Source organism: Miltoncostaea marina (assembly GCF_018141525.1).
In the GTDB taxonomy this organism is placed as follows: domain Bacteria; phylum Actinomycetota; class Thermoleophilia; order Miltoncostaeales; family Miltoncostaeaceae; genus Miltoncostaea; species Miltoncostaea marina.
Genome location: NZ_CP064655.1, coordinates 2,712,839 through 2,737,641 on the forward strand (window position 1 = coordinate 2,712,839; position 24,803 = coordinate 2,737,641).

The following is a 24,803-nucleotide window of genomic DNA, read 5'->3' on the forward strand; positions in this document are numbered from 1 at the left end:
TTCGGCGCCTGCGTTCCGGGCGGGGCCGAGCGTACCATCGCCCCGCCGCCCCGGCCGGGCCGGCCGCCCCGGCCGGCCTACGCGGTCCAGGCGCTCAGGTCGCGGCCGATGAGCTCGCCGAGCTCGGCCACGTCCTGGCGGAAGTGCTCGCGCAGCTCCTGCGCGAAGGCCGGGGAGATCTCCTCCCGGCGGGTGACCAGCCGATTGCGGCGGCGCACCCGGTCGAGCACGCCCAGGCGCTGGACGCCGGCCACCCGCTTGACGCCGCGGGCGACCGCGACGAGCGGCCCGGGCGGGCGCTGGGTGAGCCGCGCCAGGGCGGCGTTGCCGTGCACCTTGTTCTCGTTGACCCGCGGGAACTCGTCGCGACCGTCGTCGGGCACGCCGAGGAACGCCAGCGTCTCGCGGTAGACCGCGCCGGCGTCGCGGCGCAGGTCGTCGAACACGATCACCTTCACCTGCTCGCGCGGCACCGCCTCGTAGACGCGGCGCAGCTGGGCGCCGAGCGCCGCCGCGGCCCCGTACTGGAGGAACGCCGGCACCCGCACCGTGGAGGGCAGCCGCTCGCCGCGCGCGCGGGCGGCCTGCAGGCGCCACGCCGCCTCGGGGTCGGGCTCGTCCTCGTCCAGCATGTAGCGCAGCTGGGAGTGCAGCGAGGGCACCAGCTCGACCGGGTTGCGCACCATCACGATCACCCGCGCGCGCGGGTCGAAGGCCATGATGTTGCGGGCCGCGGTGGCCGAGTAGAGGTACCAGACGGACGCCTCGCCGACGGCCAGGTGCTGCGGCCCGGCGGCGTCGAACAGCCGCAGGTAGTGCTCCTCGGTGCGCTGCCCGGGCGCGTAGTAGTAGTCGAAGTCGTCGCAGAAGTAGTGCGGCTCCTTCGGCCGCGAGACGAACACCTGCGGGTGGTCGCGCAGGTACTCGCTCAGGGCGGTGGTGCCGCACTTGGGCGCGCCGAGGATGAAGAAGTCGGGCCGTCCGGGCACGGTCGGCGAGGGTACCAGCCACGCGGGCGCGGTACCGTGCCCGGGATGCCGGCACCCCGCGCCTCCACCTCCCGCCCGCGCCGCGCCTCCCACGCCCGCCGCGCCGCCGGCGCGGCCGGCGCCGGGCCGGCGTTCGCCGGCACGGTGTGCGGCGCGGCGCTGGTCGTCGGCGTGCTCCTGCCGTGGTACACGACCAACCTCGGCCCGCCGTTCTCGGCGACGAGCGCGAGCGGCTGGGAGGCCACCAGCCTCGCCCGCGTCGCCCTCGTGCTCGGCGCGCTGCTGACGGCCGCGGCGGCGCTCACCGTCCTGGACGCCCGCGGGATGCTGGCGATGCCGCCGAGCCGCCTCGACGCGCTCGCCTGGGTGGCCGTCGTGGCCGCCGGGGCCGCCGTCCTGGTCGTGGGGTACCGCCTGCTGGTGATGCCGGAGCCGGCCGAGTTCCTCTCGCGCCAGATCGGCATCTACCTGTCGGCCCTCGCCGCGGTCGGCGGCGTGCTGGCCGGGCTCGGGATGGTCGCGCTGCGGCGCTGAGCCGCCCGGGCCGTCCTCAGGCCGTCCCCGCCGCGACCCGCGGGTCCAGGCGCCAGGCGGCGACCTGCGCCCGGCCGGCGCGCGCCAGCGCGCGCTGCGCCTCGACGTCGTAGCCGGCGCGGACGGCGAGGTTCATGCCGAGGATGACGGCGACGAGCAGCTCACGCCGCTCCTCGAGTCCGCCCGCCGGCAGCTCGCCCGCCCGCACCGCCCGCGCCAGCGCGGCGTCCAGCGCCGCCCGCAGCGCCCTGCGGTACTCGCCGACGCGGGCGGCGATGGGCGGCTCCTCGTGGGCGCCGTCGCACATCAGCCGGCCGATCAGGCAGCCGCGCCCGCCGTCGGCGCAGTGCCAGTCGCTCAGGCCGGCGAGGAAGGCGTCGATGGCGGAGAGGCCGGCGTCGGCGTCGCGCAGCGGATCGATCAGCCCGGCGCGCAGCCGGGCGAGGTAGCGGTCGAGCGCCGCCGCGGCGAGGTCGGCCTTCGCCCCGAAGGCGCTCGTGATGCTCGACTGGCCGACGCCCAGCGCCCGCTCCAGATCGCGCGTCGTCGTGGCCCGGAAGCCCCGCCGCCAGAAGAGGCGCATGGCGGCGTCGAGCGCGTCGTCGACGTCGAACTCGCGTGGGCGGCCGCGCGGCATGGTCCGTCCCACGGTAGCCCACGGGCCGTCCGGCGTCGATCTGTAGCGTGTGCGACACAAACCACGACGGGGGAGGCACCGTGACCGCGTTCGAGACCACCATGCCCGTGCGGCTGGACCCCGCGTCGGCGACGCTGGACCGCGAGGTCGACGTGCCGCCGCACGGCCAGACGATCCGCTTCGGCGCGCACGGCGCAGTGGCGGAGCACTACCGCATGCGGCCGTCGAACCCGCTGCCGACGACGCTCGACTACCTGGTCGCCTCGGTCGCCGGCTGCCTGATCGGCACGTTCGCGGGCTCGCTCAAGCGGGCGCGCGTCCCCGTCTCGCCGGCGACGCTCGACGGCACGGCGACCGGCTCCGTGGAGTCCGACGACGACGGCGTCCTGCGGCTGCGGCGCATCACCGTGCGCTACGCGCTGGAGGTGCCCGCGGAGCACGCCGCCGCCGCCGAGGAGGTCCACGCCGCGCACGCGGCGCGGTGCCCGAACGCGCGCAGCGTCGGCGGGTCGATCGAGGTCGTCACGGAGCTCCGGGTGACGCAGCCCGCCGGCGCCTGACCGCCCGGCGCGACGGGCGGGCGGCCTCGTGCCGGCCGCCCGTCGTGCCGATGCATGCGACATGGGGTACTGGCTCGCCCAGCCCGACGATCCGATCACCGGCGGCGTCCGGGGGATCGCCCGCGTCGCGACGCCGCCCTCGGCGTCCGAGCGCGGCCGCGAGGACGAGGGCCCCGGCGAGGGCCGCCTGGTGCGGACGGTGCGGATGCCGCTGGCCGAGGCGCCCGGCTACCTCGCGCGCTGGCTCGCCGAGCCGGGCCCGGCCGCGCACCCGCTGGCCGCGCCGTACGGGGTGACCGCGCGCGAGCGGCGGCGCGCCGACCGCCTCGTGCCGGGGGCGCACCGCCGCCAGCGCCTCGCCATGGCCGCCGACGGCGACGTCGCGACCGCGGTGCACTGGTCGGCGCGCGAGCCGCTCGGGCCGGCCGACGCGGCGGCGTGGGACGCGGCGGTGGCGCGGCTCACCCGGCCGCCGGAGTCACGGGGGTGGACGGCCTGAGGCCCCTCCGGCGCGGGCGCGCCGGAGGGGCGGGGCGTCAGGCGGCCGGGCGGCTCGCGTGCTCGGGGGTGGTGAACACCAGCTCGTCGCCCTGGGCGTCCACGACGACGGTGTCGCCGTCGCGCACCTCGCCGGCGAGCATGCGCTGCGCCAGCGGGTTCTCGATCCGCCGCTGCACCAGCCGCTTGAGCGGCCGGGCGCCGTAGGCCGGGTCGTAGCCCTCCCGGCCGAGCAGCTCGGCGGCCGCGGGCCGGATCTCCAGCTCGACGCCGTGGTCGGCGAGGCGCCGCCGCAGGCGCCCCGCCTGCAGCTCGACGATCTGCGCGAGCTGCTCGCGGTCGAGCCGGTCGAACACCACGATCTCGTCGACCCGGTTGAGGAACTCCGGCCGGAAGTGCTCCCGCAGCGCGCCCAGCACCCGCTCCTCGGCGAGCTCGGGCGGCCCGGCGTCGAGCAGGAACTGGCTGCCGATGTTGCTGGTCATGATGACCACGGTGTTGGTGAAGTCGACCACCCGGCCCTGCCCGTCGGTCAGGCGGCCGTCGTCCAGCAGCTGCAGCAGCACGTTGAAGACGTCCCCGTGGGCCTTCTCGATCTCGTCGAGCAGCAGCACCGAGTACGGGCGCCGGCGCACGGCCTCCGTGAGCTGGCCGCCCTCCTCGAACCCGACGTAGCCGGGCGGCGCGCCGATCAGCCGCGCCACCGAGTGGCGCTCCATGTACTCGCTCATGTCGATGCGGACCATGGCGCGCTCGTCGTCGAACATGAACTCGGCGAGGGCCCGGGCCAGCTCCGTCTTCCCCACCCCGGTCGGGCCGAGGAAGATGAACGAGCCGATCGGCCGGTGCGGGTCGGACAGGCCGGCCCGCGCGCGCCGCAGGGCGTTGGCCACCGCGCTGACCGCGCGCGCCTGGCCCACGACCCGCTCGTGCAGCCGCTCCTCCATGCGCAGGAGCTTCTCGACCTCGCCCTCCATCAGGCGGCTGACCGGCACGCCGGTCCAGGAGGCCACCACCTCGGCCACGTCCTCGGCGTCGACCTCCTCCTTGAGCATGCGGCGGTCGGCCTGGCGGGCCGCCAGCTCGTCGTTGGCGGCCTCGAGCGCGCGCTCCAGCTCGGGCAGGGTGCCGTAGCGCAGCCGCGCCGCGCCCTCCAGGTCGGCCTCGCGCTCGGCGCGCTCGAGCTCGGTGCGGGCCGTCTCGATCTGGCCCTTGATGTCGCGGATGCGCGCGATGGTGGCCTTCTCCTGGTCCCAGTGCGCGCGCATGGCGTCGGCCTCCTCCTGCAGGCCGGCCAGCTCCTCCTCGAGCGCCTCCAGGCGGGCCTCCGAGGCGGGGTCGCTCTCGCCCTCGAGCGCCTGCTGCTCGATCTCGAGCTGCATGATGCGGCGCTGCACGGCGTCGAGCTCCGCCGGGACCGAGTCGATCTCGATGCGCAGCCGGCTGGCCGCCTCGTCCATCAGGTCGATCGCCTTGTCGGGCAGGAAGCGCGAGGTGATGTAGCGGTCCGACAGCCGGGCCGCCGCCACCAGCGCGCCGTCCTGGATGCGCACGCCGTGGTGCACCTCGTAGCGCTCCTTCAGCCCGCGCAGGATCGCGATCGTCGCCTCGACCGACGGCTCGCCCACCAGCACCGGCTGGAAGCGGCGCTCCAGGGCGGCGTCCTTCTCCACGTGCTTGCGGTACTCGTCGAGCGTGGTCGCGCCGATCGCGCGCAGCGCGCCGCGGGCCAGCATCGGCTTGAGCAGGTTCGCGGCGTCCACCGCGCCCTCGGCCGCGCCCGCGCCGACGATCGTGTGGAGCTCGTCGATGAAGAGGATGACCTCGCCCGCCGCGTCCTCGATCTCCTTGAGCACCGCCTTCAGCCGGTCCTCGAACTCGCCGCGGTACTTCGCGCCGGCGAGCAGGGCGCCCACGTCGAGCGCGATCACCCGCTTGCCGGCGAGCCCCTCGGGGATGTCGCCCGACACGATGCGCTGGGCCAGGCCCTCGACGATCGCGGTCTTGCCGGTGCCCGGCTCGCCGATCAGCACCGGGTTGTTCTTCGTGCGCCGCGACAGCACCTGGATGACCCGGCGCACCTCGTCGTCGCGGCCGATGACCGGGTCGAGCTTGCCCTCGCGGGCGGCGTCCGTCAGGTCGCGGCCGTACTGCTCGAGCGCCTGATACTTGTCCTCGGGGTTCGGGTCGGTGACGCGCGCCGACCCGCGCACCTCGCGCAGCGCGTCCATGAGGCCCTCGCGCGTCACGCCGTGGGCGCGCAGCGCCTCGCGGGCGGGCGACGGCTCCTCCACGAGCGCCAGCAGCAGGTGCTCGGTGGAGATGTACGCGTCGTCGAGCCGCTCGGCCTCCTGACCGGCGCGGCGCAGCACGGCGCGGTAGGGCGTGGAGAGCTGCGCGCCCGTCGCCGACCCGCTGACCTGCGGGTGGCGGGCGATCGCCGCCTCGACCGCGGCCCGCAGGCCGGCGACGTCGGCGCCGGCCCGCGTGAGCAGCGGCTGCACGATCCCCTCGCGCGCGTCGATCAGCGCGAGCAGCAGGTGGTCGGGCTCGACGACGGGGTTGCCGTGGTCGGCGGCCACGGTCGCCGAGCCGGCGATCGCCTCCTGCGCGCGTTCGGTGGGCTTGTCGACCGCCATCAGTGCACCTCCCTCATCCCCCGGCGTCCAGTCACGACCGGCGCGTGCCGGGACACGAGCGCCGTCTCGCCCTTCACCGCGAGCACGATCTGCCCGCGCGCCGCGCGGGCCTCGGCCAGCTCGCGCGCGTGGTCCTCCATCCGCTGCGCGAGCTCGGCCCGCAGGTCGCGGATGCGCCGCTCGGCGCGCTCCAGCCGCTGCTCGAGCTTCAGCACGCGCTCGATGCCCGCCAGGTTGAGCCCCTCCTCCGAGAGCTCCTGGATGCGCCGCAGCAGCGCCACGTCGGCCTCGCTGTAGACCCGCGTGTTGCGCGGCGTGCGCTGGGGCCGGATGAGGCCGCGGCGCTCGTACACCCGCAGGGTCTGCGGATGCATGCCCGCGAGCTCGGCCGCGATGCCGATCAGGAACTCCCGCCGCGGGGGTCGCCGGGTGCTCACGAGAACAACGTCTCCCGCGGGTCGCGGGCGTCCAGGTCCGCGAACCTGCGCAGCAGGTCCTGCTGCTTCTTCGACAGCTCGCGCGGCACCTCCAGGTGGAGCTTCGCGATCAGGTCGCCGCGGCCCTCGCCCTTCAGGCGGGGCGCCCCCTTGCCGGGGATGCGCAGCTGGCGGCCCTCGGCGCTGCCGGCGGGCACGGTCAGCTTGACCCGCCCGTCGAGCGTCGGCACCTCCACCTGCGCACCGAGCGCCGCCTCGACGAAGGTGACCGGCACGTTGATGACCAGGTCGTCGCCGCGGCGGGTGTAGAGCCGGCTGGGCGCGACCCGCGTGACCACCTGCAGGTCGCCCGCCGGGCCGCCGCCGGCGCCCGCCTGCCCCTTGCCCTTCAGGCGGATGCGGGTGCCGTCCTTGACGCCGGCCGGGATCTTCACCTTGATCTGGGTGCGCGTGGAGGTGCTGCCGGTGCCGCCGCAGGTGGGGCACGGGTCGTCGATCACCGTGCCGTTGCCGCCGCAGCGCGGGCAGGTCTCGCTGAACGCGAACGAGCCCACGTCGCGCCCGAGCACGCCGCGGCCCTTGCACTCCGGGCAGAGGCGCGGCGACGTCCCGGGCCGGGCGCCGCTGCCGCCGCAGTCGCTGCAGGCCACCGGCGTCTCGACCTGCACCGGCACCTGCGCGCCGGCCATGGCCTGCTCGAACGACAGGTTGACCTCGACCTCCACGTCGGCGCCGCGCCGCGCGGCGGCTGCGCCACCCTGGCCACGACCGCGCCCGCCGCCGCCGCCCCGGAAGATGCTCGAGAAGATGTCGGCGAAGTCGCCGAAGCCGCCCATGTCGGCGCCGCCCCCGGCGCCCGCGCCGCCGCCGTTCGGCGCGCGGCCGCCGAAGCGCAGGCGCGCGTCGTACTCGCGCCGCTTCTCCGGGTCGCCCAGCACGTCGTGGGCGTGGGAGATCTCCTTGAAGCGCTCCTCCGCCTTCGGGTCGTCGGGGTTGGCGTCGGGGTGGTGCTTGCGCGCCAGCGCCCGGTACGCCTTCCGGATCTCGTCGGCGCTCGCGGTGCGCGAGACGCCGAGCGTTGCGTAGAGGTCCTCCACCCGTCTCCTTCTGCGGTCCCGCTACCCCTGCGGCGGAGCCGCCGCGATGACGACCCGCGTGGGCCGCAGCACGTGCTCCTCCTGGCGGTAGCCCTTCTCAACCACCTCGACGACCGTGCCCTCCTCGTGCGCGGGCGACGGCACCGCCGCGATCGCCTCGTGCACCGTGGGGTCGAAGGCCTCGCCGTGGGCGGGGATCTCCTCGACCCCGTGGCCCGCCAGGATGCCGGCGAGCTGGCCGCGCACCATCTCGATGCCGGCCACGATGCCCTCGCCGCCCGGCACGTCGGCGCGCTCGCCGGCCGCGATGACGGCCCGCTCCAGGTTGTCCATCACCGGGAGCAGCCCGCGCACGACCTCGCGCACGGCGCCCGTGGCGATCGTCTGCCGCTCCCGCTCGTTGCGCTTGCGGTAGTTCTCGAACTCGGCCTTCAGCCGCTGGAGCGCGTCCAGGTACTGGTCGCGCTCCCCGACCACCCGCTCGAGCTCGGACCGCTCGGCGGCCGCGTCGTCGACGCCGGCCGCCCCGCCGTCCGCGCCCGCGTGGCGCTCGGCCTCGCCGGGCCCGGGCGCGGCGCCGGACCGCTCGTCCGCCGCCGCGCCCTGCATGTCCGTCGGCCGTTCCGTCACGCCGGGGCCGCCGCGACGGTGATCTTGCGCGGCTTGACCTCGTCGGCCTTCGGCACGACGACCGTCAGCACGCCGTTGTCGAAGCTCGCCGAGATCTCGTCGGCCTTGACGCCCTGGGGCAGCGTGACGCTGCGCTGGAAGTTGCCGTAGGCCCGCTCCAGCCGGTAGTACCGCCCCTCCTGCACCTCGTCCGTGAAGCGCCGCTCGCCCTTCAGGGTGAGCACGTTGTCGTCGACCTCGATGTCGATGTCCTCCGGCGTCAGCCCCGGGAGCTCCGCCCGGAGCGTGATCGCCTCGTCGCCGTCGAAGATGTCCACGGCGGGCGTCCACGCGGAGCCGCCGGCCGACATCCCCTCGCCGCCCACCGTCCGGTTGAACAGGCGGTTCATCTCGTCCCGCAGCGCCGTGATGTCACGGAACGGGTCGAATCGCACGACTGCCGGCATCTGATGTCCTCCTCTCGTCAATCCGGGTGTCATGACGCCTTGGGGGCGTCCTCGTCGATGACCTCGTACTCGGCGTCCTCGACCGTGTCCTCGGCCTGGCCGTCGCCGTCCGCCCCGGCGGTCTGCTGCTGCGCGGCCGCCTGGCGGTACACCTGCTCGGAGAGCCGGTGCAGGGCGTCGGTCAGGGACGACGTCTTCGCCTCGATGTCGTCGGCGTCGTCGCCGGCCGCGGCCGTCTTGGTCGCCTCGACGGCGCCCTCGAGGTCGCGACGGACCTCGTCGTCCACCTTGTCGCCGTTGTCCTTGAGCTGGCGCTCGGCCTCGTGCACCCGGGCCTCCGCCGCGTTGCGCGCGTCGGCCAGGCGGCGCAGGCGCCGGTCCTCGTCGGCGTGCGACTCGGCGTCGCGCACCATGTTGGTGATCTCGTCGTCGCTGAGGCCGCTCGAGGCCTTGATCTCGATCTTCTGCTCGTTGCCGGTGCCGAGGTCCTTCGCCCCCACGTGCACGATGCCGTTGGCGTCGATGTCGAACGTGACCTCGATCTGCGGCACGCCCCGCGGCGCCGGCGGGATGCCGACGAGGTTGAACTTGCCGAGCGTGCGGTTGTAGGCCGCCATCTCGCGCTCGCCCTGGAGCACGTGGATCTCGACCTGGTTCTGGTTGTCGTCGGCGGTCGAGAAGACCTCGCTCTTCTTCGTGGGGATCGTCGTGTTGCGCTCGATCAGCTTCGTGAACACGCCGCCCTTCGTCTCGATGCCGAGCGACAGCGGGGTCACGTCGAGCAGCAGGACGTCCTTCACGTCGCCCGACAGCACGCCGCCCTGGATCGCCGCGCCGACGGCGACGACCTCGTCCGGGTTGACGCCCTTGTGCGGGTCGCGGCCGGTGAGCTCCTTCACGCGCTCCTGCACCGCCGGCATGCGGGTCATGCCGCCGACGAGCACGACGTGGTCGATCTTGTCGCCCACGCCGGAGTCGGTGAGCGCGCGCTTGGTCGGGCCCACGAGCCGCTCGAGCAGGTCGCGGGTGAGCTCCTCGAGCTTCGCGCGCGACAGCTGCAGGTCGAGGTGCTTCGGCCCGCTCTGGTCGGCCGTGATGAACGGCAGGTTGATCTGCGACGACGTGGTCGTCGAGAGCTCGATCTTGGCCTTCTCGGCGGCCTCGTAGAGCCGCTGCAGGGCCATCTTGTCGTTGCCGAGGTCGATGCCGTGGTCGCGCTTGAACTCGGCGGCCATCCAGTCGACGATCGCCTTGTCGAAGTTGTCGCCGCCGAGGTGGTTGTCGCCCGCGGTCGACTTGACCTCGAACACGCCGTCGCCGATCTCGAGCACGGACACGTCGAACGTGCCGCCGCCGAGGTCGAAGACGAGGATCGTCTGGTCGGTCTCCTTGTCGAGCCCGTAGGCCAGGGCCGCCGCGGTGGGCTCGTTGATGATGCGCTTGACGTCGAGGCCGGCGATCTTGCCGGCGTCCTTCGTCGCCTGCCGCTGGGCGTCGTTGAAGTAGGCCGGCACGGTGATGACCGCGTCGGTCACCGGCTCGCCGAGGAACGCCTCGGCGTCCGCCTTCAGCTTCTGCAGGATCATCGCGCTGATCTCGGGCGGGCTGAACTCCTTGTCGGTCACCCGGATGCGCGCGTCGCCGTTCGGGCCGCGGACGACCTCGTACGGGACGATCTTCATCTCCTCGTCGACCTCCGCGTACTTGCGGCCCATGAACCGCTTGACGCTGAAGACCGTGTTCTCCGGGTTGGTCACCGCCTGCCGCTTGGCGACGGTCCCCACCAGGCGCTCGCCGGACTTCGCGAAGCCGACGACCGACGGGGTGGTGCGACCGCCCTCCGCGTTGGGAAGGACCTCGGGCTCGCCACCGGTGAGCACGGCCACTGCCGAGTTGGTGGTCCCGAGGTCGATGCCGATCGTCTTGCCCATGTGTCTGGTGCCTCCTCGCCGGGTACGGGCCCCGGTCGCCATTGGTTCTCGACTGTCGCTGCACCCAGTGTAGATCTGAGTCGCACCGTGTCAAGACGACTTGAGTCGCCTCATGGCAGATACGTATGAGCCATGCCCGCTCAAGGCAGCGGCTCCGGAAGGGCGAGGCACGAGCGCGTCGAGCCGAGGAACGCCGGCTGGGGCGCGGCGGCGAGCTCTGGGGCTCCGCCCAGGCCGCCCGGCTCCGCCGGGAGGCCTGGGCTGCGTCGGACCGAGGAACGCCTCGGGCGCGCCGGCCGGAATGGCTCCCGCCTTCGGCGGGGGCGCGCCATTCCGGCAGATTGCCCCTCAACCGCGCGGCGAACTGGTCGCACTCAGGATCCCCCTGGCCGGGGTGGTCACGATCCGTCCCGGACGACGTGATCGAGCTCCGACGTGGTGGGAGACACGACCGCCGAAGGCCGGAGCGGGACAGAACCGGCCACGACGGCGCCGGGCACACCCCACGCGCACCACGGACGCTCACGTGCGTGCCCTTTCCGGCGCCCGCCCCGCCGAAGGCGGTGCGCCGGTGTGCAAATCGCCCCGGCCAGGGGCGATTTGCCGCGTGACCCGGCCCGAAAGAGGCCGGGTCCCCGCGTGAGGGGCACGCCGGTCGACACCCGCCCAGCGCGAGCTGGCCCGCAGGGCCGGGTCCCGCCCGCGCTCAGGATCGGCCCCAGCCGACCCGGTCCGTCGACGACGTCGTCAACAGACGAGCCGGCCCGCAGGGCCGGGTCCCGCCCGCGCCACGGATCGGCCCCAGCCGACCCGGGCCGGCGACGACCTCGTCACAGGACGCGCCGGGTCCCTCCCGCGCTCAGGATCGTCCCCCGCCGACCCGTCTCCCGACCCCGTCCGTCGACGACCGCCCTCGACCACCCCCGATCGCGACCACCCGCCCCGCGGACTACCCCGCCCGTCTCCTCCCCGTCGGGCAGAGGTCCAGCAGGGCGCACCCCCCGCAGCGGGGGCTCCGGGCGACGCAGACCTCCCGGCCGTGGCGGATGAGGCGCATGTGGGTGGCGAACGCCTCGCCGGGCGGGGTCCAGCGCGTGAGCCGCTCCTGGGCCGCCGCGGCGCTCGCGCCGGCGGGCACGACGTGGGTGCGGAGCGCGATGCGGTGGACGTGGGTGTCGGCCGGGACGATGTGCGCGCCGAACGAGAAGCACATGACGCAGGCGGCGGTCTTCGGGCCCACGCCCGGGAGCGCGGTGAGCCAGGCCATCGCCTCGTCGAGCGGCAGGACGCCGAGCCACTCGAGGTCGTCGCCGCGCGGGTCCTCGGCGACGACGTCGAGCACGTGCTGCACGCGCGGCGCCTTCTGGCTCGGCATGCCCGCCACCCGGACGGCGTCGGCCACCTCCTCGACCGGCGCGGCGCGCACCGCCTCCCAGGTGGGGAAGCGCTCGCGCAGCGTGCGGAACGCCCGCTCCTGGTTGACGTCGGTCGTCGAGTGGCTGAGCAGCGTGGTGACCAGCTCGCTCACGGGCGGGTGACGGCGCGCCCACGGCAGCGGGCCGTAGGCCTCGGCGAGGCGCCGGACGATCGCCTCCGCGTGGGCGCGGGTCCCCGGGCGGGGCCGGACGGGCGGCACGGCGGCGGGTTAGTCGCCCGCCGGGCCCTCGGACGGGGCGCTCGCCTCGTCGACGAGCGAGCGCTCCACGGCCTCCTGTGTGAGCGCGAGGATCGTGGGCACCCAGACGAGGTCCTCCGACGGGTCCTCGGGCGGGTCGCCCGAGGCCAGATGGCGCACGCCGTCCGAGGCCAGCGGGGCGTCGGGCGCGTCGGTGGCCGCGACGACCGACCGCGCCCACGCGCGGATCTCCGGATCGCCGGTCGCGCGCGCGAGCGCCGGGATGTCCTCCGAGCGGCTTCCGCCCGCGACGTACTCGGCGATCTCGGGGGCGAAGTCCTCGGGGTCGAGGTCGAGCAGGTCGGCCGCGATCGCGCCGGCGGCCGTCGCGGCGGCCACGGCCGCCCCCGCGCCGCCCTCGGCGATCGCCTCCTCCGCGGCGCGCAGGCGGGCGCGCGCCCGGCCGCGGCCGCGGCCAGCTCGGTGGCCGCCCGCACGGCCAGCGCCCGCGCCAGCGGCGTGTCGGGGTCGTCGTCGGCCGCCCAGGCGAGCACGATCGCGAACGCCTCGCGGTCCTCCTCGTCGGCGTGCAGCGCCGCCCGCCGCAGCGCGGCCTCCATCGGCCCGCGCAGCTGCGGCCAGTGCGCCGCGGCGGCCGCGCCGGCGAGCTCGGCCGGGTCCCCCGCGCCCTCGTCGTCGTCGGAGAGCGCGCGGGCCAGGGCCCAGGTCTCGGGCCCGAGCACCCCGCGCGGCAGCGACAGGCCGGTGACCGCGAGGACCCGCGCGAGCGCCTGGTCGGGCCTCATCGCACCGCGTTCTCGAGCGCGCCGAGCCCGTCGATCTCGACCCGCACCACGTCGCCGGGCACGAGGAAGGCCTGCGGCGCCCGCGCCACCCCCACCCCGGCGGGCGTCCCGGTGGTCACCACGTCGCCCGGCTCGAGCGTGATGCCGGCCGAGATCGCCGCGACGAGCTCGGCCACGGTGAAGACCATCTCGGACGTCGAGCCCTCCTGGCGCAGCTCGCCGTTCACGTGCGTGCGGATGGTGAGCGCCTGTGGGTCGGGCACCTCATCGGCCGTGGTGACCCACGGCCCGAAGGGCCCGAACGTGTCCCCGCCCTTCGCGCGCACCCACTGCGGCTCGGTGCGCTGCCGGTCGCGGGCGCTCACGTCGTTCATCACCGCGTAGCCGAACACGTGGCCGAGCGCCTCGCCGGCCGCGACGTCCCGAGCCGCGCGGCCGATCACCACCGCGAGCTCGCCCTCGTAGTCGAGCTCCCGCGTGTAGGCCGGCCGCACGATGTCGCCGCGCGGGCCGGTCACCGACGTGGCGAGCTTGGAGAAGACGAGCGGCCGCTCGGGCACCGGCGCGCCGGTCTCAGCCGCGTGGTCGCGGAAGTTGAGTCCGATGCCGAGCAGCTTGCCCGGGCGCATCGGGGCGAGCAGCTCGAGCCCGTCGAGCGGGAGCGGGTCGCCGTCGGGCGCCGGGACGCCGCCGAGCGCATCGCGCACGTCGCGGCCGGCGAGGGGCTGGACGGTGTCGCCGCGGAGCTCCCCGAGCCGGGTGCCGTCCGCGACCCGGAAGGTGCACAGGCGCATGCGCCGCTATCCTAGTCCCCTCCGGCGGGGGCCCGTCCGCCGGTGCGCCGCCGCCCCGCACCCCTCACGGGAGCCGTCGCCATCAGCACCCAGCTCGACGACCTCGACCCCGGCACGCCGGCGCGCCGTTCCGCGTCGGACGTCGCCTGGCGCATCGTCGACCGCTCCGGCATCACGCCGAACGCGATCACGATCCTCGGCTTCCTCGGCATCTGCGGCGCCGCGTGGCTCGCGCTGGAGCGCTACTGGGTGCTGTCGTCGCTCGTCTTCATCGCCTCGGGGCTGGTGGACTCGCTCGACGGGCTCGTGGCCCGGCACCAGGGCCGCGTGACGGCGTTCGGCGCCTTCCTCGACTCCACCCTCGACCGGCTCGCGGAGGGCGTGATCCTGGGCGCGATCGGGGTCACGCTCGCCCAGGACGGTCAGGACTGGGCCGTCGCGGCCTGCTTCGTGGCCCTCACCGCATCGTTCCTCGTCTCCTACGCGCGGGCGCGCGCGGAGGGCCTCGGCATCCCGGGCTCGAGCGGCGGGCTGATGGGGCGCCCGGAGCGCCTGGTGATCGTGGGCGCCGCGCTGTTCCTCGGCGGCCTCGGCGACCTGCTGCCGGTCTCGATGGCGATCCTCGCCGGCCTGAGCCTGATGACCGCCGTGCACCGCGTGGCGATCGTCTGGATGGCCTCCGACGGGCGCGGCGGGTGACGCCGGGGCCGTGACCGCGCCGCTGCGCATCGGGCTCGTGTGCCCGTACGCCTGGCCCCCGCGCGACGACGTCGCGCACCACGTCGAGGCCGAGGCCGCCGCGCTCGCCGCGCGGGGCCACGCGGTGGCGGTGCTCGCGCCGGCGCGCCGGCGCGCCGCCGTCGCCGACGGGCGGGCGCGCCTCGCGGCGGCCGCAGGGCGCGACGACCTGAGCCTCGCGCCCATCCCCGGCGAGGTGGCGGCGATCGCCGTGGGACGCGCCCTGCCGGCCGGCCGGCGCGGCATCGGCGACCCGCTCGACCTGGCGCGAGGCCTGCGCACCGCCATCGCGCACCCGCACTTCGACGTGGTGCACCTGCACGAGCCGCTCGCCCCGGGCCCCGCGCTGACGGCCCTCCGCCACGCGCACTCGGCGGCCCTCGTCACCTTCCACCGCCCGGAGCCGCTGGCGGGCGCGGCCCTTCTGCTGCCCCTCATCGCCCGCGCGCTGGCGCGGGCGGACCTGCGCCTGGCCACCTCCGCCACCACGGCCGCGGGCGTCGCGCGCATCGCGCCGGGCGACTACGAGGTGCTGCGCCCCGGCGTGGACGCGCCGGCCCCGCCCGCGGCGCCGGCGGCAGGCCCGCCGCGGCTCGTGCTGATCGCCCGCGGCCACGACCGGGTGGGCGTGCGCTTCCTCACCGCGGTGCTGCGCGAGATGGGGCCCGGCGGCGTCGGCGAGGTGATGCTGCTCGGGCCGCCCGACGCCCCGTGGCGCACGCGGGCGGCGGTGCCGGCCGCGCTGCGCGAGCGCGTGCGGGTCGTCCCCGACGCCGGACCGTCCGCGCGCGCCGAGGTGCTGGCTGGCGGCGGCCTTGCCATGCTGGCCGACCCGGCCGACGCCGGGGGGGCGCCCCTGCGCGAGGCGCTGGCGGCCGGATGCGCCGTGATCGCGCCGCGCGTCGCCGCGGCGCAGGAGGCGCGGCGCGAGGGCGGCGACGCGGTGCTGCTGCCCGCGTGGGACCGCGGCGCCTGGGCGCGCGAGGCCGGCGCGCTCGCCGCCGACCCCGTCCGCCGCGCCGCGCTGGCCGCGCGCGCCCGCCCGCCGCGCGGCTGGGACGCCGAGGCCGCCGGGCTGGAGGAGGCCTACCGCCGGGCGCGCGCCGCCCGCGCGCGGGCCGGCCGGCCGCCGCGGAGCGCCCGCAATCCGCAACCCGACTCCTGAAACGGCGTCCGGCAGGAGTACCACGGAGCCCGGGAAATACGGTCGTCGCCCATGACCCCAGAGCCCCCCTCGCCGCACACCGGCCCCCGCACACGCGCCCGCCGCGCCGCCCCCACGAGCCTCGCCGGCGCCAGCCCGGAGGACATCCAGGAGGCCTACCAGCGGCGCGCGATCGCCGAGATGGCCGCCCTCAACGACGAGATCGGCGCGTCGGAGGACTGCGGCTCGGCCGACGAGCTGCCGGTGATGAGCTCCGGCTCGCCGCAGGCCCAGATCATGCTCGTCAAGTGGAGCGCCAGCCTGGCCGAGCGCCAGGAGGGCGTCGCCTTCTTCGGCCGTGCGGGCACGGCGATCCTGAAGAGCGTCCAGCGGCTCGGCATCGACCCGCTCGAGCTCTACGGGACGCTGTGCGTGAAGTGCGGCGACCCCGGCGATCGTGAGGCGGCCCGCCGTGGCCTGACGTGGCTCGCGCGTGAGGTGCACATCGTGCAGCCCGCGCTGATCGTGCCGATGGGCGAGCGCGTGGTCGAGGCCCTCGGGGAGATGGGGTTCCCCCTGGCCGAGCCGCTGCGCGCCGAGCCGGGCGAGGTGCAGCGCTGGACGCCGGCGATCGAGGCGCTGTTCGTGCCCGACATCGACGCCTCGCTCGACGAGCAGGGGGCCAAGCGGGCGTTCTGGCAGGCGTTCCGCGCCATCGGCGACTGGCACCAGGCGCAGCCGCCCTACTGACGCGCGATGCCGGCGCCGCCCGGCTCAGCCGCCGGGGGCCGGCGCCGATAGAGCGTACGTGCCCGCGCCCGCGCCCCCGAGCCCGCTGAGCAGCCGCGCCCGACTGGGGCCGGGGCAGCTCGCGGCCCTCGTCGCCCTGCTGGTCATCGGATGTCTGGCGGCCCTCGGGGCGCTGGCGGGCGCGCGGCAGGCCGAGGCCGAGCGCGACGAGGACTGGGCGCGGCGGGCCGCCGCCCTGGTCGAGCACCAGCTCGACGAGGGGCGGCTCGCCCTGCTGGGGGCGCGCGGCTTCATGCAGGGCAGCGACGACGTGACCGAGCGGGAGTTCCGGCGCTTCGCCGACGGCCCCATCCGCAGGACCGACATGATGGGGCTGGCCTGGATCCCGCGCGTGCGGGACGCCGAGCGCGCCGCCTTCGAGCGCCGGTACGGGTTGCGGCTGCGCGACGCGCGCACGCCGGCGACGGGCGGCGCGACCGACTTCGCCCCGGCGGCGCCCCGGCCGGTGCACTACCCCTTCCTGTTCGGCGCCCAGCGGGACGGCATGGTCGCCTTCGACGGCATGCGCGGCCTCGACGTGCTCGGCCACCCCGGCCAGGCCGCGGCGCTGCGCGAGGCGGCCCGGCGGCGGGGGCCCGCCCTGGCGCGTGTGCTGGGCGCCAGGGCGCCGATGGCGCTGCTGTACGCGCCGGTCGAGCCGCGCGGAGCCGGCTGGCCGCAGGGGTACGTCGTCGCCGCCTACCGGCTCCACGACCTGGTCGAGCCGGCGCAGGCCCTGCTGCCGGACGGCTCGAGCCTGCAGCTGATCGACGGGGGCCGGGTCGTCCGCGGCCCCGTGGGCGGCGGCGGCGCGGCCGCCCCCGTCAACGTCGCCGATCAGCGCTGGACCGTGCGCGTGGACGTGCCCGAGGCGCGCGCCGCGACCCTCGCGGCGCCGGCGATCCTGGCCGCCGCGCTCCTGATCACGGGCTTCGTGGGCACGCTGTTCGTGCAGGGCAACCGCCGCGAGGACGCGAGCCGCCGGGCTGCGGCCGAGCAGGCGGCGCTGCGGCGGGTGGCGACCACGGCCGCCTCGGCGCCGGACGAGGCCGCCGCCGTGGTCGCCGCCGAGGCCGCGCAGCTGGTCGGCGCCGACGCGGGCCTCGTCTGCCGCTTCGACGGCGGCGACGCCGTCGCCGTCGGCGCCTGGGGGCCCTTCCGCCCGGAGGACCTCCCCGCGGCGATCGAGCTGCGCGGCCGGGGCGCGATGGCCGGCGTCGCGCGCACCGGCCGGCCGGCCCGGATCGACGACTACTCCGCGCTCGCGGGCGACGACCCGCTCGTGGCGAGCGGATGGACGGCCATCCTGCGGGCGGCCGTCGCCGCGCCCGTACACGTGGGCGGCCGCCCCTGGGGCGCCCTGCTCGTGGCGCGCGCCATGGGGCCGGGGTTCCCTCCGGGCACGGAGGAGCGGCTCGAGGGCTTCGCGGAGCTGGCGGCGGCAGCCATCGCCAGCGCGGAGGCCCGGCGCGATCTCGCGCTGCAGGCCACGACCGACCCCCTGACCGGGCTCGCCAACCGGCGCACCTTCGAGGAGCGCATGGAGGCCGAGACCGCCCGCGCGGGCCGCACCGGCGGCTGCTTCGCGCTGGCGCTGCTCGACATCGACCACTTCAAGCGGGTCAACGACCGCTTCGGCCACGGGGCGGGCGACGACGTGCTCGTGGAGGTGGCGCGACGCCTGCGGGCCGCCGCGCGGCCGCAGGACCTCGTCGCGCGCATCGGCGGCGAGGAGATCGCCTGGATCATGGCCGACACCGACGTCGACGGCGCGCACGAGGCGGCGGAGCGGGCGCGCCGGCTGGTGGGCGGCGAGCCGTTCGACGGCGTGGGGTCGATCACGATCTCCGCCGGCGTGTGCGACCGCTGCGCCACGCCCCCGAGCGGCGGCGTGATGCGCGGCGCCGACCTGGCCCTCTACTGGGCGAAGCGCCACGGCCGCGACATGACGGCCTGCCACCGCCGCGACGGGACCATCGGGCCCGGCGCCGACCGGGCGCTGACGGCGGCGACCCCGGCCGGCTGACGCGCCGCCCCGTACGGGGCTGGCAGCCGCGCGCGCGGGCGCGATCGTCAGCGCGTGAAGCGGGCCACGGCCTCGATGTGCGGCGTCTGCGGGAACATGTCCACCGGGCGCACCCACTCGAGGCGGTAGCCGCCCTCCACGAAGCGGGCGGCGTTGTCGGCGAAGGTCGCCGGCTGGCAGGAGACGTAGACGAGGGTCGGCGGCGCGAGCTCGAGGATGCGGCGCACGGCCCGCCCGGCCAGGCCGGCGCGCGGCGGGTCGACCACCGCCACGTCGGGTGGCGGCAGCTCGCCGCGGCGCTCGCGCAGGACCACGCCGACGTCGCCGCACAGGGCGGTGTGGTTGGCGATGCCGTTGGCGCGGGCGTTGCGCTCGGCGTCGGCGACCGCCTCGGGGACGATCTCGATGGCCACCACCTCCCGCGCCCCGCCCGCGAGCGCGATGCCGATGCTGCCGACCCCGGCGAAGAGGTCGTAGAGCACCTGCGTGCCGTCGAGGCCGGCCGCCTCGGCCACCCGCCGGTAGAGGACGTCGGTCATGCGGGTGTTGGTCTGGAAGAAGGCGGCGGCCGACAGGCGCAGGGCGACGCCGGCGACGCGCTCCTCGATCCAGTCGCGGCCGCGCACCAGCCGCGTCGGCAGGCCGGCGGTGGTCTCGGCGACGCCCTCGTTGACCATGTGGAGCAGGCCGACCACCTCGGGGTGCGCGGCGGCGAGCGGATCGGCGAGGCGGTCGACGACGGCCTCCGCGCCCGGGGCCGTGACCACGGCGACCAGCACCTCCCCCGTCGCGACCCCCTCGCGCACCACCACGTGGCGCAGCGTGCCGGCGCCCGCGCGCTGGTCGTAGGGCTCGACCCCCTCGGCGACCGCCCAGGCCCGCACGGTCTCCCGGACCGCGTTGCCGAGCGGCGTGGTGAGCATGCAGGCGTGGACGTCCACGATCCGGTCCCAGCGGCCGCGCTCGTGGAAGCCGATCGCCGGGCCGCCGTCGGCCCCAGGGGCCGCCGAGTACTCCATCTTGTTGCGGTACGCGAACGGCTCGAGGGCGGCGTCCGGCTCCCGCACCTCGACGCCCTCGAGGTGGCCGATGCGCACGAGGTGCTCGGCCAGCTGGTCGCGCTTGGCGGCGAGCGCGGTGGCGTAGTCGACGTGCTGCAGGCGGCAGCCGCCGCAGCGCGGCACGTACGGGCACGGCACGAGGGTGCGCGGCGGGCCGGGCTCCAGCACCTCCAGGAGGTCGGCCTCGGCGAAGCGCCGGCGCGACTTGCGGACCACCGCCCGCACCCGGTCGCCCGGCGCGGTGTCGCGGCAGAAGACCACGAAGCCGTCGTGGCGCGCGACCCCGGCCCCGCCGAAGGCGAGGTCGGCGATCTCCAGCTCGAGCACGTCGTCGCGGCGGGGTCGCTGCATCGGCCGCCTAGTATGACCGGGTGGCGCGACCGATCGATCTCGACGCCTACCGCGACGCCGCCGAGCGGTACCTGACCGGCGCGCCGCCGCCGTCCGGCCTGGCCGACGAGCTGTTCGACCCCGACGCCGTGCGCGCCCTCGAGGCGGCCCTCGCGACGGCCGGGGATCGCCGTCGCGCCCGCGCGCTCGCCCGGTTCGCCGCCGAGGGGCACCTGCGCGCGGCCGGCGCCGCCGAGCTGGCCGAGGCGGAGCGGTTGCTCGCCGAGCCGATCGTGGACGGCCCGTCGGGCCCCGTGGCCCCGCGCGAGGTGGACGCCCTGCTGGCGGCGGAGCCCGACGCCGAGCGGCGCGCCGACCTCCAGGCGGCCCGCCTGCGGGCGCTCGGGGCGCGGCTCGCCGGCCCGCTCGAGGAGGCGGCCACCCGCCGCGAGGCGGCGGCGCGCGCGCTCGGCGCGGCGTCGGCGCGCGAGCTGCTCGCCCGGGTGGCGGGCGTCGACCTCGCCGCCGCCGCGGCCGACGGCAGGCGGTGGCTCGAGCGGACCGCCGACGCCTGGGCGCTCGCCCGGGAGATCGCGGCGCTCGAGTCGCTCGGCGTGCGCGGCGATGAGCTGACCGCGGCCGACATCCCCCGGCTGGCGCGCGCCCCCGCGCGGGAGGCCGACCTGCCGCCCGACGGCGGGCACGCCGCGCTCGCCGCGACCCTCGATCTGCTGGGGCTCCCGTACGCGCGCGCCGTGGCGCCCCGCGCCCCCGGCCTGGCCGGCTACGCCGAGGCACTGCGGGCGGGCGGCGCGTCGCTCGCTCGGCTCGGCGCCTCCACCCGCCTGCCCGTCGAGGCCCGGCTGCTCGGCGACCCGGCGCTGCGCTGGGCACACGGGTTCCTGCTCGAGGGCCTCGTCGCCGAGCCGGCCTGGCTCGTGCGGGTCGCCGGCCTCGCCGACCCCGAGCCGCCGCCCCGGGCCGCCGAGGCCGTGCTCCTGCTCGGCCGGCGCGCGGCCGCGGGCCGGGCGGCCGCGCTCGAGGGCGGGGGCGACCCGGTCTCGGAGGCGTTCGGCGTCCAGTGGCCCGAGGAGCTGCGTCTCGCCGAGCCGCTCGCCGGCCTGGCGCCGGCCGACGAGCTGCGCGCCCGCCGGCTCGCCGCCGCGCTACGGGCCCACCTGCGCGAGGCGCACGGCGTTCGCTGGTTCGCCGACCCGCGGGCCGGGTCGTTCCTGCGCGAGCTGTGGCTGGAGGGCGGCGACCTCGACGCCGGCGCGCTCATCGCGGAGCTGGCGCCCGACGCGGACGCCGCCTGAGCGTCAGAGGCGCCGGTGGCGCAGCGCGGGCAGGCGCGCCCGCACGTCCTCCAGGCGGCCGAAGTCGAGGTCGGCCACGGCGACGCCCTCGCCGTCGGGGACCTGGGCGAGGACGACGCCCCAGGGGTCGACGATCATGCTGCGCCCGTACGAGACCGTGCCGTCGTCGTGCCGCCCGTGCTGGCCCGGCGCGAGCACGAAGGCCTGGTTCTCGATGGCCCGCGCGCGCAGCAGCGGCTCCCAGTGGTCGCGGCCGGTCGTCTCGGTGAAGGCGGCGGGCACGGTGATCACCTCGGCCCCGCCGTCGGCCAGCCGGCGGTAGAGCTCCGGGAAGCGGACGTCGTAGCAGACCGACATGCCGATCCGGCGCCCGAGCGCCTCGGCCACCACCGTCTCGTCGCCCGCCGCCGTGGCGGCCGACTCACGGTAGGCGACGCCGCCCACGTCGACGTCGAACATGTGGATCTTGCGGTAGGTCCCGAGCGCCGCGCCGTCGGGGCCGACGAGGACGCTCGTGTTGTGCACCCAACCGTCCGCGGCCGCCTCGATGACCGACCCGGCGAGCACCGCGACGCCCAGCTCGCGCGCCCAGCCCGCCGCGGCGGCCAGCGACGGGCCGTCGAGCGCCTCGGCGCCCTCCCGCGTGCGCGGTCCGTGGACGAACGGCCACTTCTCCGGCAGCGCCACCAGGCGCGCGCCGGCCGCCGCGGCCCGGCGCACCAGGCGGCCGGCCGTCGCCAGGTTCGCGTCGCGGTCGGCGCGGCTCGACATCTGGACTCCCGCGTGCGCGGTCCGTGGACGAACGGCCACTTCTCCGGCAGCGCCACCAGGCGCGCGCCGGCCGCCGCGGCCCGGCGCACCAGGCGGCCGGCCGTCGCCAGGTTCGCGTCGCGGTCGGCGCGGCTCGACATCTGGACGACGGCGACCCGGAGCACGCTACGATCAGTGGTGTCCGGTCGAGCGCTTGGAGGCTGCATGTCGGCGGAGATTCTCTCGCAGATCGAGGACGTCCTTGACCAGATCCGGCCCGCGCTCCACGCGGACGGCGGGGACGTCGAGCTCGTCGAGTACGACGACGAGGGGTTCGTCCACCTCAACATGATGGGCTCGTGCGGCGGCTGCCCCATGTCGACGGCCACGCTGACCCTCGGCATCGAGGCGGAGCTCCGCCGCGCCATCCCTGAGGTCGAGGGCGTCATCACCGTCTGATCGTCCCGCCCATGCCGCCCGGCTCCGCAGGGCGGCATGGGCTGCGTCGAACTGAGGAAGGCCCCGGGCGCGCCGGCCGGAATGGCTCCGGCCTGGCGGCCGGGGCGCGCCATTCCGGCAATGTGCGACGAACCGCGCGGCTCCGTCGGCGCTGACGCGCCGCCGGGGCGCGCCACGCGGCGAACTGGTCGCACTGCGTCCCGGACGACCTGATCGAGCGACGACGTGGTCGGAGACACGACCGCCGAAGGCGGGAGCGTGCACAAACCGGCCACGAGGGCGCGGGGCACACCCCACGCGCACCACGGACGCTCACGTCGATGCAGTTTCCGGCGCCCGCCCCGCCGAAGGCGGTGCGCCGGTCCGCAAATCGCCCCGGCCAGGGGCGATTTGCCGCGTGACCCGGCCCGAAAGAGGCCGGGTCCCCGCGTGAGGGGCACGGCGGTCGTCACCCGCCCAGCGCGAGCCGGCCCGAAGGGCCGGGTCCCGCCCGCGCACAGGATCGGCCCCAGCCGACCCCGCACCGCGACCACCCGCCCAGCGCGAGCCGGCCCGCAGGGCCGGGTCCCGCCCGCGCAGAGGATCGGCCCCAGCCGACCCGGTCCGTCGGCAACCTCGTCACAGGACGGGCCGGATCCGCCCGCGCCATGGATCGGCCCCAGCCGACCCGGTCCGTCGGCAACCTCGTCACAGGACGGGCCGGATCCGCCCGCGCCATGGATCGGCCCCCGCCGACCCGGTCCGTCGGCAACCTCGTCACAGGACGGGCCGGGTCCAGCCCGCGCCATGGATCGTCCCCAGCCGACCCGGTCCGCCGACGACCTCGTCACAGGACGGGCCGGATCCGCCCGCGCTCAGGATCGGCCCCAGCCGACCCCGTCCGTCGACGACTCGCCGTGGACGGTCCTCACCCGCTCCGCCCACACGGCGGGGGTCCCCGCACGGGGGACGGCGCTGATACCATTCCGGGGATCGCGGGGTGTGGCGCAGCTTGGTAGCGCGCTCCGTTCGGGTCGGAGAGGTCCCCGGTTCAAATCCGGGCACCCCGATGAGCAGGGCTTGGAGGGGCGCCGGGCGTTCCGGCGCCCCACCAAGCCTCGGTTAACTGACCGTGAGTGCGTCTTGTTGCGACCAGGTTCGCCACGGTAGCGTTTCGTTTCACTCGAACAGCGCGCCGGAGGGCACCCGCGCGACATGCACCACGAGGCAGCCGACACACCGCGAGCGACCCCGGCGACCACGTCGCCGGCGACGGCGCCCGCGCCCGTCGCGGACGCGGCCGGCGCGGACGTGGCGCGCTGGGACCGGCGCCTCGCCATGGCCGTGCGGCGGCCCTTCGCCAAGCGCCCGTGGACGTTCGAGGTGGCGTTGTTCGCGCTCGCGCTGCTCGTCTACCAGGGCTCGCGCGCGCTCGTCATCGGCGAGCCCTCGACGGCGTTCGAGAACGCGGCCGGGATCATCGACTGGGAGAAGAGCCAGGGGCTCTTCGTCGAGACCAGCATCCAGGAGTGGATCCTCAACCACATCCAGCTGGCCGAGTTCCTGAACTACTTCTACATGTACGCGCACTGGACGGTGACGCCCCTCTTCTTCATCGTCCTCTACAAGAAGCGGGCGCGGGTCTACCCGTACGTGCGCAACGCCTTCCTGGCGGCGAACGGGATCGCGCTGATCGTGTTCATGCTCTACCCGGTGGCGCCGCCGCGGCTTGCGGGCGCCCGGGAGGGCTTCGTGGACACGCTCCACAACATCAGCGACATCGACCTGCAGGGCGGGGTCTTCTCCGGCTGGTTCAACCCGCACGCGGCCGTGCCGTCCATGCACTTCGGCTACGCGCTGCTGATCGGCATCGTCGGCACCGTGCTGCTGCGCTCGCTGCCGCTGCGGCTGCTGGCGCTGGCCTACCCGGTGGCCGTCTTCCTGACCATCACCGGGACGGCCAACCACTACGTCATCGACGCGCTCGCCGGCGGCCTCGTCGTGGCGATCGGGTTCGTCGCCACGTGGGCCTGGATGAGCGTCCGCGGCACGCTGCCCGTCGCCGCGCCGGTCGCCACCCGGCGCGGCTGAGCCCGCCGCCGCGGGGCCTCGCGGCGCCCCCCGGGTTCCGTCCGCACCGAGCGGTTAGGTTGCTTGACAATGGGCGGCCGGATGTCGATAACCCCTGGTACATGCACGCGCGAACCCTCAGCCTCCGGGCCTAGCGAGCGAGTTCGCCGTGACCCGTCCCCAGCCGATGTGCGAATGGCTGCGCGGGACGGGTCGAGACACCATCGAGGAGGACTTCCTGATGGCCAACCACCTGACCCCGGACGAGCTGTCCGAGGCGCTCGGCCTCGCGCGCAAGCAGGTCGTGCGCCTCTGCGTCGAGACGTCCGTGCCGATCTACAACGGGCGCATCGACAAGACGCTCTTCGTGCGGTCCGTGACCGCAGCGGGGCATCGCCTGCCCCCGGAGCAGGCGCAGGTGCTGCTGGAGGCGAGCGCCTAGCAGCGACCCGGCGCACGACGAGGGCCGTCGCGGTCGTCGCGGCGGTCCTCGTCGCGGGCGCCTCGGCCGGCGTCGCGGCGGCGGGC

The 24,803-nt window shown here is 76.3% G+C and carries 24 protein-coding genes, 1 tRNA gene and 1 pseudogene; 12 read left to right on the forward strand and 14 right to left on the reverse strand.

The features are described 5' to 3' along the window. Window positions 1-77: 77 nt before the first annotated feature. Complete coding sequence (locus ITJ85_RS13735; RefSeq protein ID WP_217913674.1) at window positions 78-989, reverse strand: sulfotransferase; 912 nt, start codon at window positions 987-989, stop codon at window positions 78-80. Between the two features lie 45 nt (window positions 990-1,034). Between ITJ85_RS13735 and ITJ85_RS13740 the strand changes: the two genes are divergently transcribed. Next, window positions 1,035-1,523 (forward strand): hypothetical protein, encoded by a 489-nt coding sequence (locus ITJ85_RS13740; protein WP_217913675.1) that lies wholly within the window; start codon window positions 1,035-1,037, stop codon window positions 1,521-1,523. 16 nt (window positions 1,524-1,539) lie between these two features. Here the strand turns inward: ITJ85_RS13740 and ITJ85_RS13745 are convergent, their stop codons facing one another. Further along, the gene (locus ITJ85_RS13745) at window positions 1,540-2,160 is read right to left on the reverse strand and encodes a TetR/AcrR family transcriptional regulator (protein ID WP_217913676.1); all 621 of its coding nucleotides are present in this window, start codon (window positions 2,158-2,160) and stop codon (window positions 1,540-1,542) included. Window positions 2,161-2,240: 80 nt separating this feature from the next. Here ITJ85_RS13745 and ITJ85_RS13750 point away from each other — a divergent pair, with 80 nt between their 5' ends. After that, window positions 2,241-2,720, forward strand: a complete 480-nt coding sequence (locus ITJ85_RS13750; protein ID WP_217913677.1) for an OsmC family protein — start codon at window positions 2,241-2,243, stop codon at window positions 2,718-2,720. A 61-nt stretch (window positions 2,721-2,781) separates the two neighbouring features. Beyond that, a complete protein-coding gene (locus ITJ85_RS13755) occupies window positions 2,782-3,219 on the forward strand; it encodes a hypothetical protein (protein ID WP_217913678.1) in 438 nt (145 codons plus the stop codon). Between the two features lie 37 nt (window positions 3,220-3,256). On the opposite strand, the gene clpB is transcribed toward ITJ85_RS13755, so the two are convergent. The 9 genes from clpB to ITJ85_RS13800 all read right to left on the reverse strand — a co-directional run bounded on the left by clpB (window position 3,257) and on the right by ITJ85_RS13800 (window position 13,613). Continuing rightward, window positions 3,257-5,857: an ATP-dependent chaperone ClpB gene (gene clpB, locus ITJ85_RS13760; RefSeq protein WP_217913679.1), complete on the reverse strand. Its 2,601-nt coding sequence runs from the start codon at window positions 5,855-5,857 to the stop codon at window positions 3,257-3,259. Next, the gene (locus ITJ85_RS13765; protein ID WP_246496266.1) at window positions 5,857-6,294 is read right to left on the reverse strand and encodes a heat shock protein transcriptional repressor HspR; all 438 of its coding nucleotides are present in this window, start codon (window positions 6,292-6,294) and stop codon (window positions 5,857-5,859) included. Before ITJ85_RS13765 ends, clpB begins: the two co-directional genes overlap by 1 nt. Then, entirely contained in the window at window positions 6,291-7,391 is a 1,101-nt protein-coding gene (dnaJ, locus tag ITJ85_RS13770) for a molecular chaperone DnaJ (RefSeq protein ID WP_217913680.1), read from the reverse strand. Before dnaJ ends, ITJ85_RS13765 begins: the two co-directional genes overlap by 4 nt. 21 nt (window positions 7,392-7,412) lie before the next feature. Beyond that, on the reverse strand, window positions 7,413-8,021 hold the full coding sequence (locus ITJ85_RS13775; protein ID WP_217913681.1) for a nucleotide exchange factor GrpE: 609 nt from the start codon (window positions 8,019-8,021) through the stop codon (window positions 7,413-7,415). Next, window positions 8,018-8,467 carry an Hsp20/alpha crystallin family protein gene (locus ITJ85_RS13780; RefSeq protein ID WP_217913682.1) on the reverse strand — a complete coding sequence of 150 codons (450 nt, stop codon included), beginning with the start codon at window positions 8,465-8,467 and terminating at the stop codon, window positions 8,018-8,020. The genes ITJ85_RS13775 and ITJ85_RS13780 overlap by 4 nt, the downstream gene beginning before the upstream one ends. Before the next feature lie 29 nt (window positions 8,468-8,496). Next, window positions 8,497-10,398: a molecular chaperone DnaK gene (dnaK, locus tag ITJ85_RS13785; protein WP_217913683.1), complete on the reverse strand. Its 1,902-nt coding sequence runs from the start codon at window positions 10,396-10,398 to the stop codon at window positions 8,497-8,499. Window positions 10,399-11,347: 949 nt separating this feature from the next. Further along, entirely contained in the window at window positions 11,348-12,034 is a 687-nt protein-coding gene (locus ITJ85_RS13790; RefSeq protein ID WP_217913684.1) for an endonuclease III domain-containing protein, read from the reverse strand. Window positions 12,035-12,043: 9 nt separating this feature from the next. Continuing rightward, entirely contained in the window at window positions 12,044-12,412 is a 369-nt protein-coding gene (locus ITJ85_RS13795) for a hypothetical protein (protein ID WP_217913685.1), read from the reverse strand. Between the two features lie 403 nt (window positions 12,413-12,815). Continuing rightward, a complete protein-coding gene (locus ITJ85_RS13800; protein ID WP_217913686.1) occupies window positions 12,816-13,613 on the reverse strand; it encodes a fumarylacetoacetate hydrolase family protein in 798 nt (265 codons plus the stop codon). 42 nt (window positions 13,614-13,655) lie between these two features. On the opposite strand from ITJ85_RS13800, the gene ITJ85_RS13805 reads away from it, so the two are divergent. Genes ITJ85_RS13805 through ITJ85_RS13820 form a run of 4 tightly spaced genes read left to right on the forward strand, consistent with a single transcriptional unit; the run spans window position 13,656 to window position 18,310 of the window. Then, on the forward strand, window positions 13,656-14,312 hold the full coding sequence (locus tag ITJ85_RS13805) for a CDP-alcohol phosphatidyltransferase family protein (protein ID WP_217913687.1): 657 nt from the start codon (window positions 13,656-13,658) through the stop codon (window positions 14,310-14,312). Window positions 14,313-14,322: 10 nt separating this feature from the next. Continuing rightward, window positions 14,323-15,516: a glycosyltransferase gene (locus tag ITJ85_RS13810; RefSeq protein WP_217913688.1), complete on the forward strand. Its 1,194-nt coding sequence runs from the start codon at window positions 14,323-14,325 to the stop codon at window positions 15,514-15,516. 51 nt (window positions 15,517-15,567) lie between these two features. Next, a complete protein-coding gene (locus ITJ85_RS13815) occupies window positions 15,568-16,245 on the forward strand; it encodes a uracil-DNA glycosylase family protein (protein ID WP_217913689.1) in 678 nt (225 codons plus the stop codon). A gap of 58 nt (window positions 16,246-16,303) precedes the next feature. After that, window positions 16,304-18,310 (forward strand): diguanylate cyclase, encoded by a 2,007-nt coding sequence (locus tag ITJ85_RS13820; protein ID WP_217913690.1) that lies wholly within the window; start codon window positions 16,304-16,306, stop codon window positions 18,308-18,310. A gap of 47 nt (window positions 18,311-18,357) precedes the next feature. Here the strand turns inward: ITJ85_RS13820 and rlmD are convergent, their stop codons facing one another. After that, window positions 18,358-19,722 carry a 23S rRNA (uracil(1939)-C(5))-methyltransferase RlmD gene (gene rlmD / locus ITJ85_RS13825; RefSeq protein WP_217913691.1) on the reverse strand — a complete coding sequence of 455 codons (1,365 nt, stop codon included), beginning with the start codon at window positions 19,720-19,722 and terminating at the stop codon, window positions 18,358-18,360. A 20-nt stretch (window positions 19,723-19,742) separates the two neighbouring features. Between rlmD and ITJ85_RS13830 the strand changes: the two genes are divergently transcribed. Then, window positions 19,743-21,017 carry a hypothetical protein gene (locus ITJ85_RS13830; RefSeq protein WP_217913692.1) on the forward strand — a complete coding sequence of 425 codons (1,275 nt, stop codon included), beginning with the start codon at window positions 19,743-19,745 and terminating at the stop codon, window positions 21,015-21,017. Between the two features lie 3 nt (window positions 21,018-21,020). Here the strand turns inward: ITJ85_RS13830 and ITJ85_RS13835 are convergent, their stop codons facing one another. Both ITJ85_RS13835 and ITJ85_RS17535 read right to left on the reverse strand, forming a co-directional pair. Next, window positions 21,021-21,788 carry a carbon-nitrogen hydrolase family protein gene (locus ITJ85_RS13835; protein WP_217913693.1) on the reverse strand — a complete coding sequence of 256 codons (768 nt, stop codon included), beginning with the start codon at window positions 21,786-21,788 and terminating at the stop codon, window positions 21,021-21,023. Between the two features lie 59 nt (window positions 21,789-21,847). Continuing rightward, window positions 21,848-21,994: pseudogene (locus tag ITJ85_RS17535) on the reverse strand (carbon-nitrogen hydrolase family protein); the annotation flags it as partial. Between ITJ85_RS17535 and ITJ85_RS13845 the strand changes: the two are divergent. The 4 genes from ITJ85_RS13845 to ITJ85_RS13860 all read left to right on the forward strand — a co-directional run bounded on the left by ITJ85_RS13845 (window position 21,993) and on the right by ITJ85_RS13860 (window position 24,717). Then, entirely contained in the window at window positions 21,993-22,226 is a 234-nt protein-coding gene (locus ITJ85_RS13845) for a NifU family protein (RefSeq protein ID WP_246496267.1), read from the forward strand. The pseudogene ITJ85_RS17535 and the gene ITJ85_RS13845 overlap by 2 nt on opposite strands. 975 nt (window positions 22,227-23,201) lie before the next feature. Beyond that, window positions 23,202-23,275, forward strand: a tRNA-Pro gene (locus tag ITJ85_RS13850). A 145-nt stretch (window positions 23,276-23,420) separates the two neighbouring features. Beyond that, window positions 23,421-24,296 (forward strand): phosphatase PAP2 family protein, encoded by an 876-nt coding sequence (locus ITJ85_RS13855; protein ID WP_217913694.1) that lies wholly within the window; start codon window positions 23,421-23,423, stop codon window positions 24,294-24,296. Window positions 24,297-24,444: 148 nt separating this feature from the next. Further along, complete coding sequence (locus tag ITJ85_RS13860; RefSeq protein WP_217913695.1) at window positions 24,445-24,717, forward strand: hypothetical protein; 273 nt, start codon at window positions 24,445-24,447, stop codon at window positions 24,715-24,717. The last annotated feature ends 86 nt before the right edge of the window (window positions 24,718-24,803 follow it).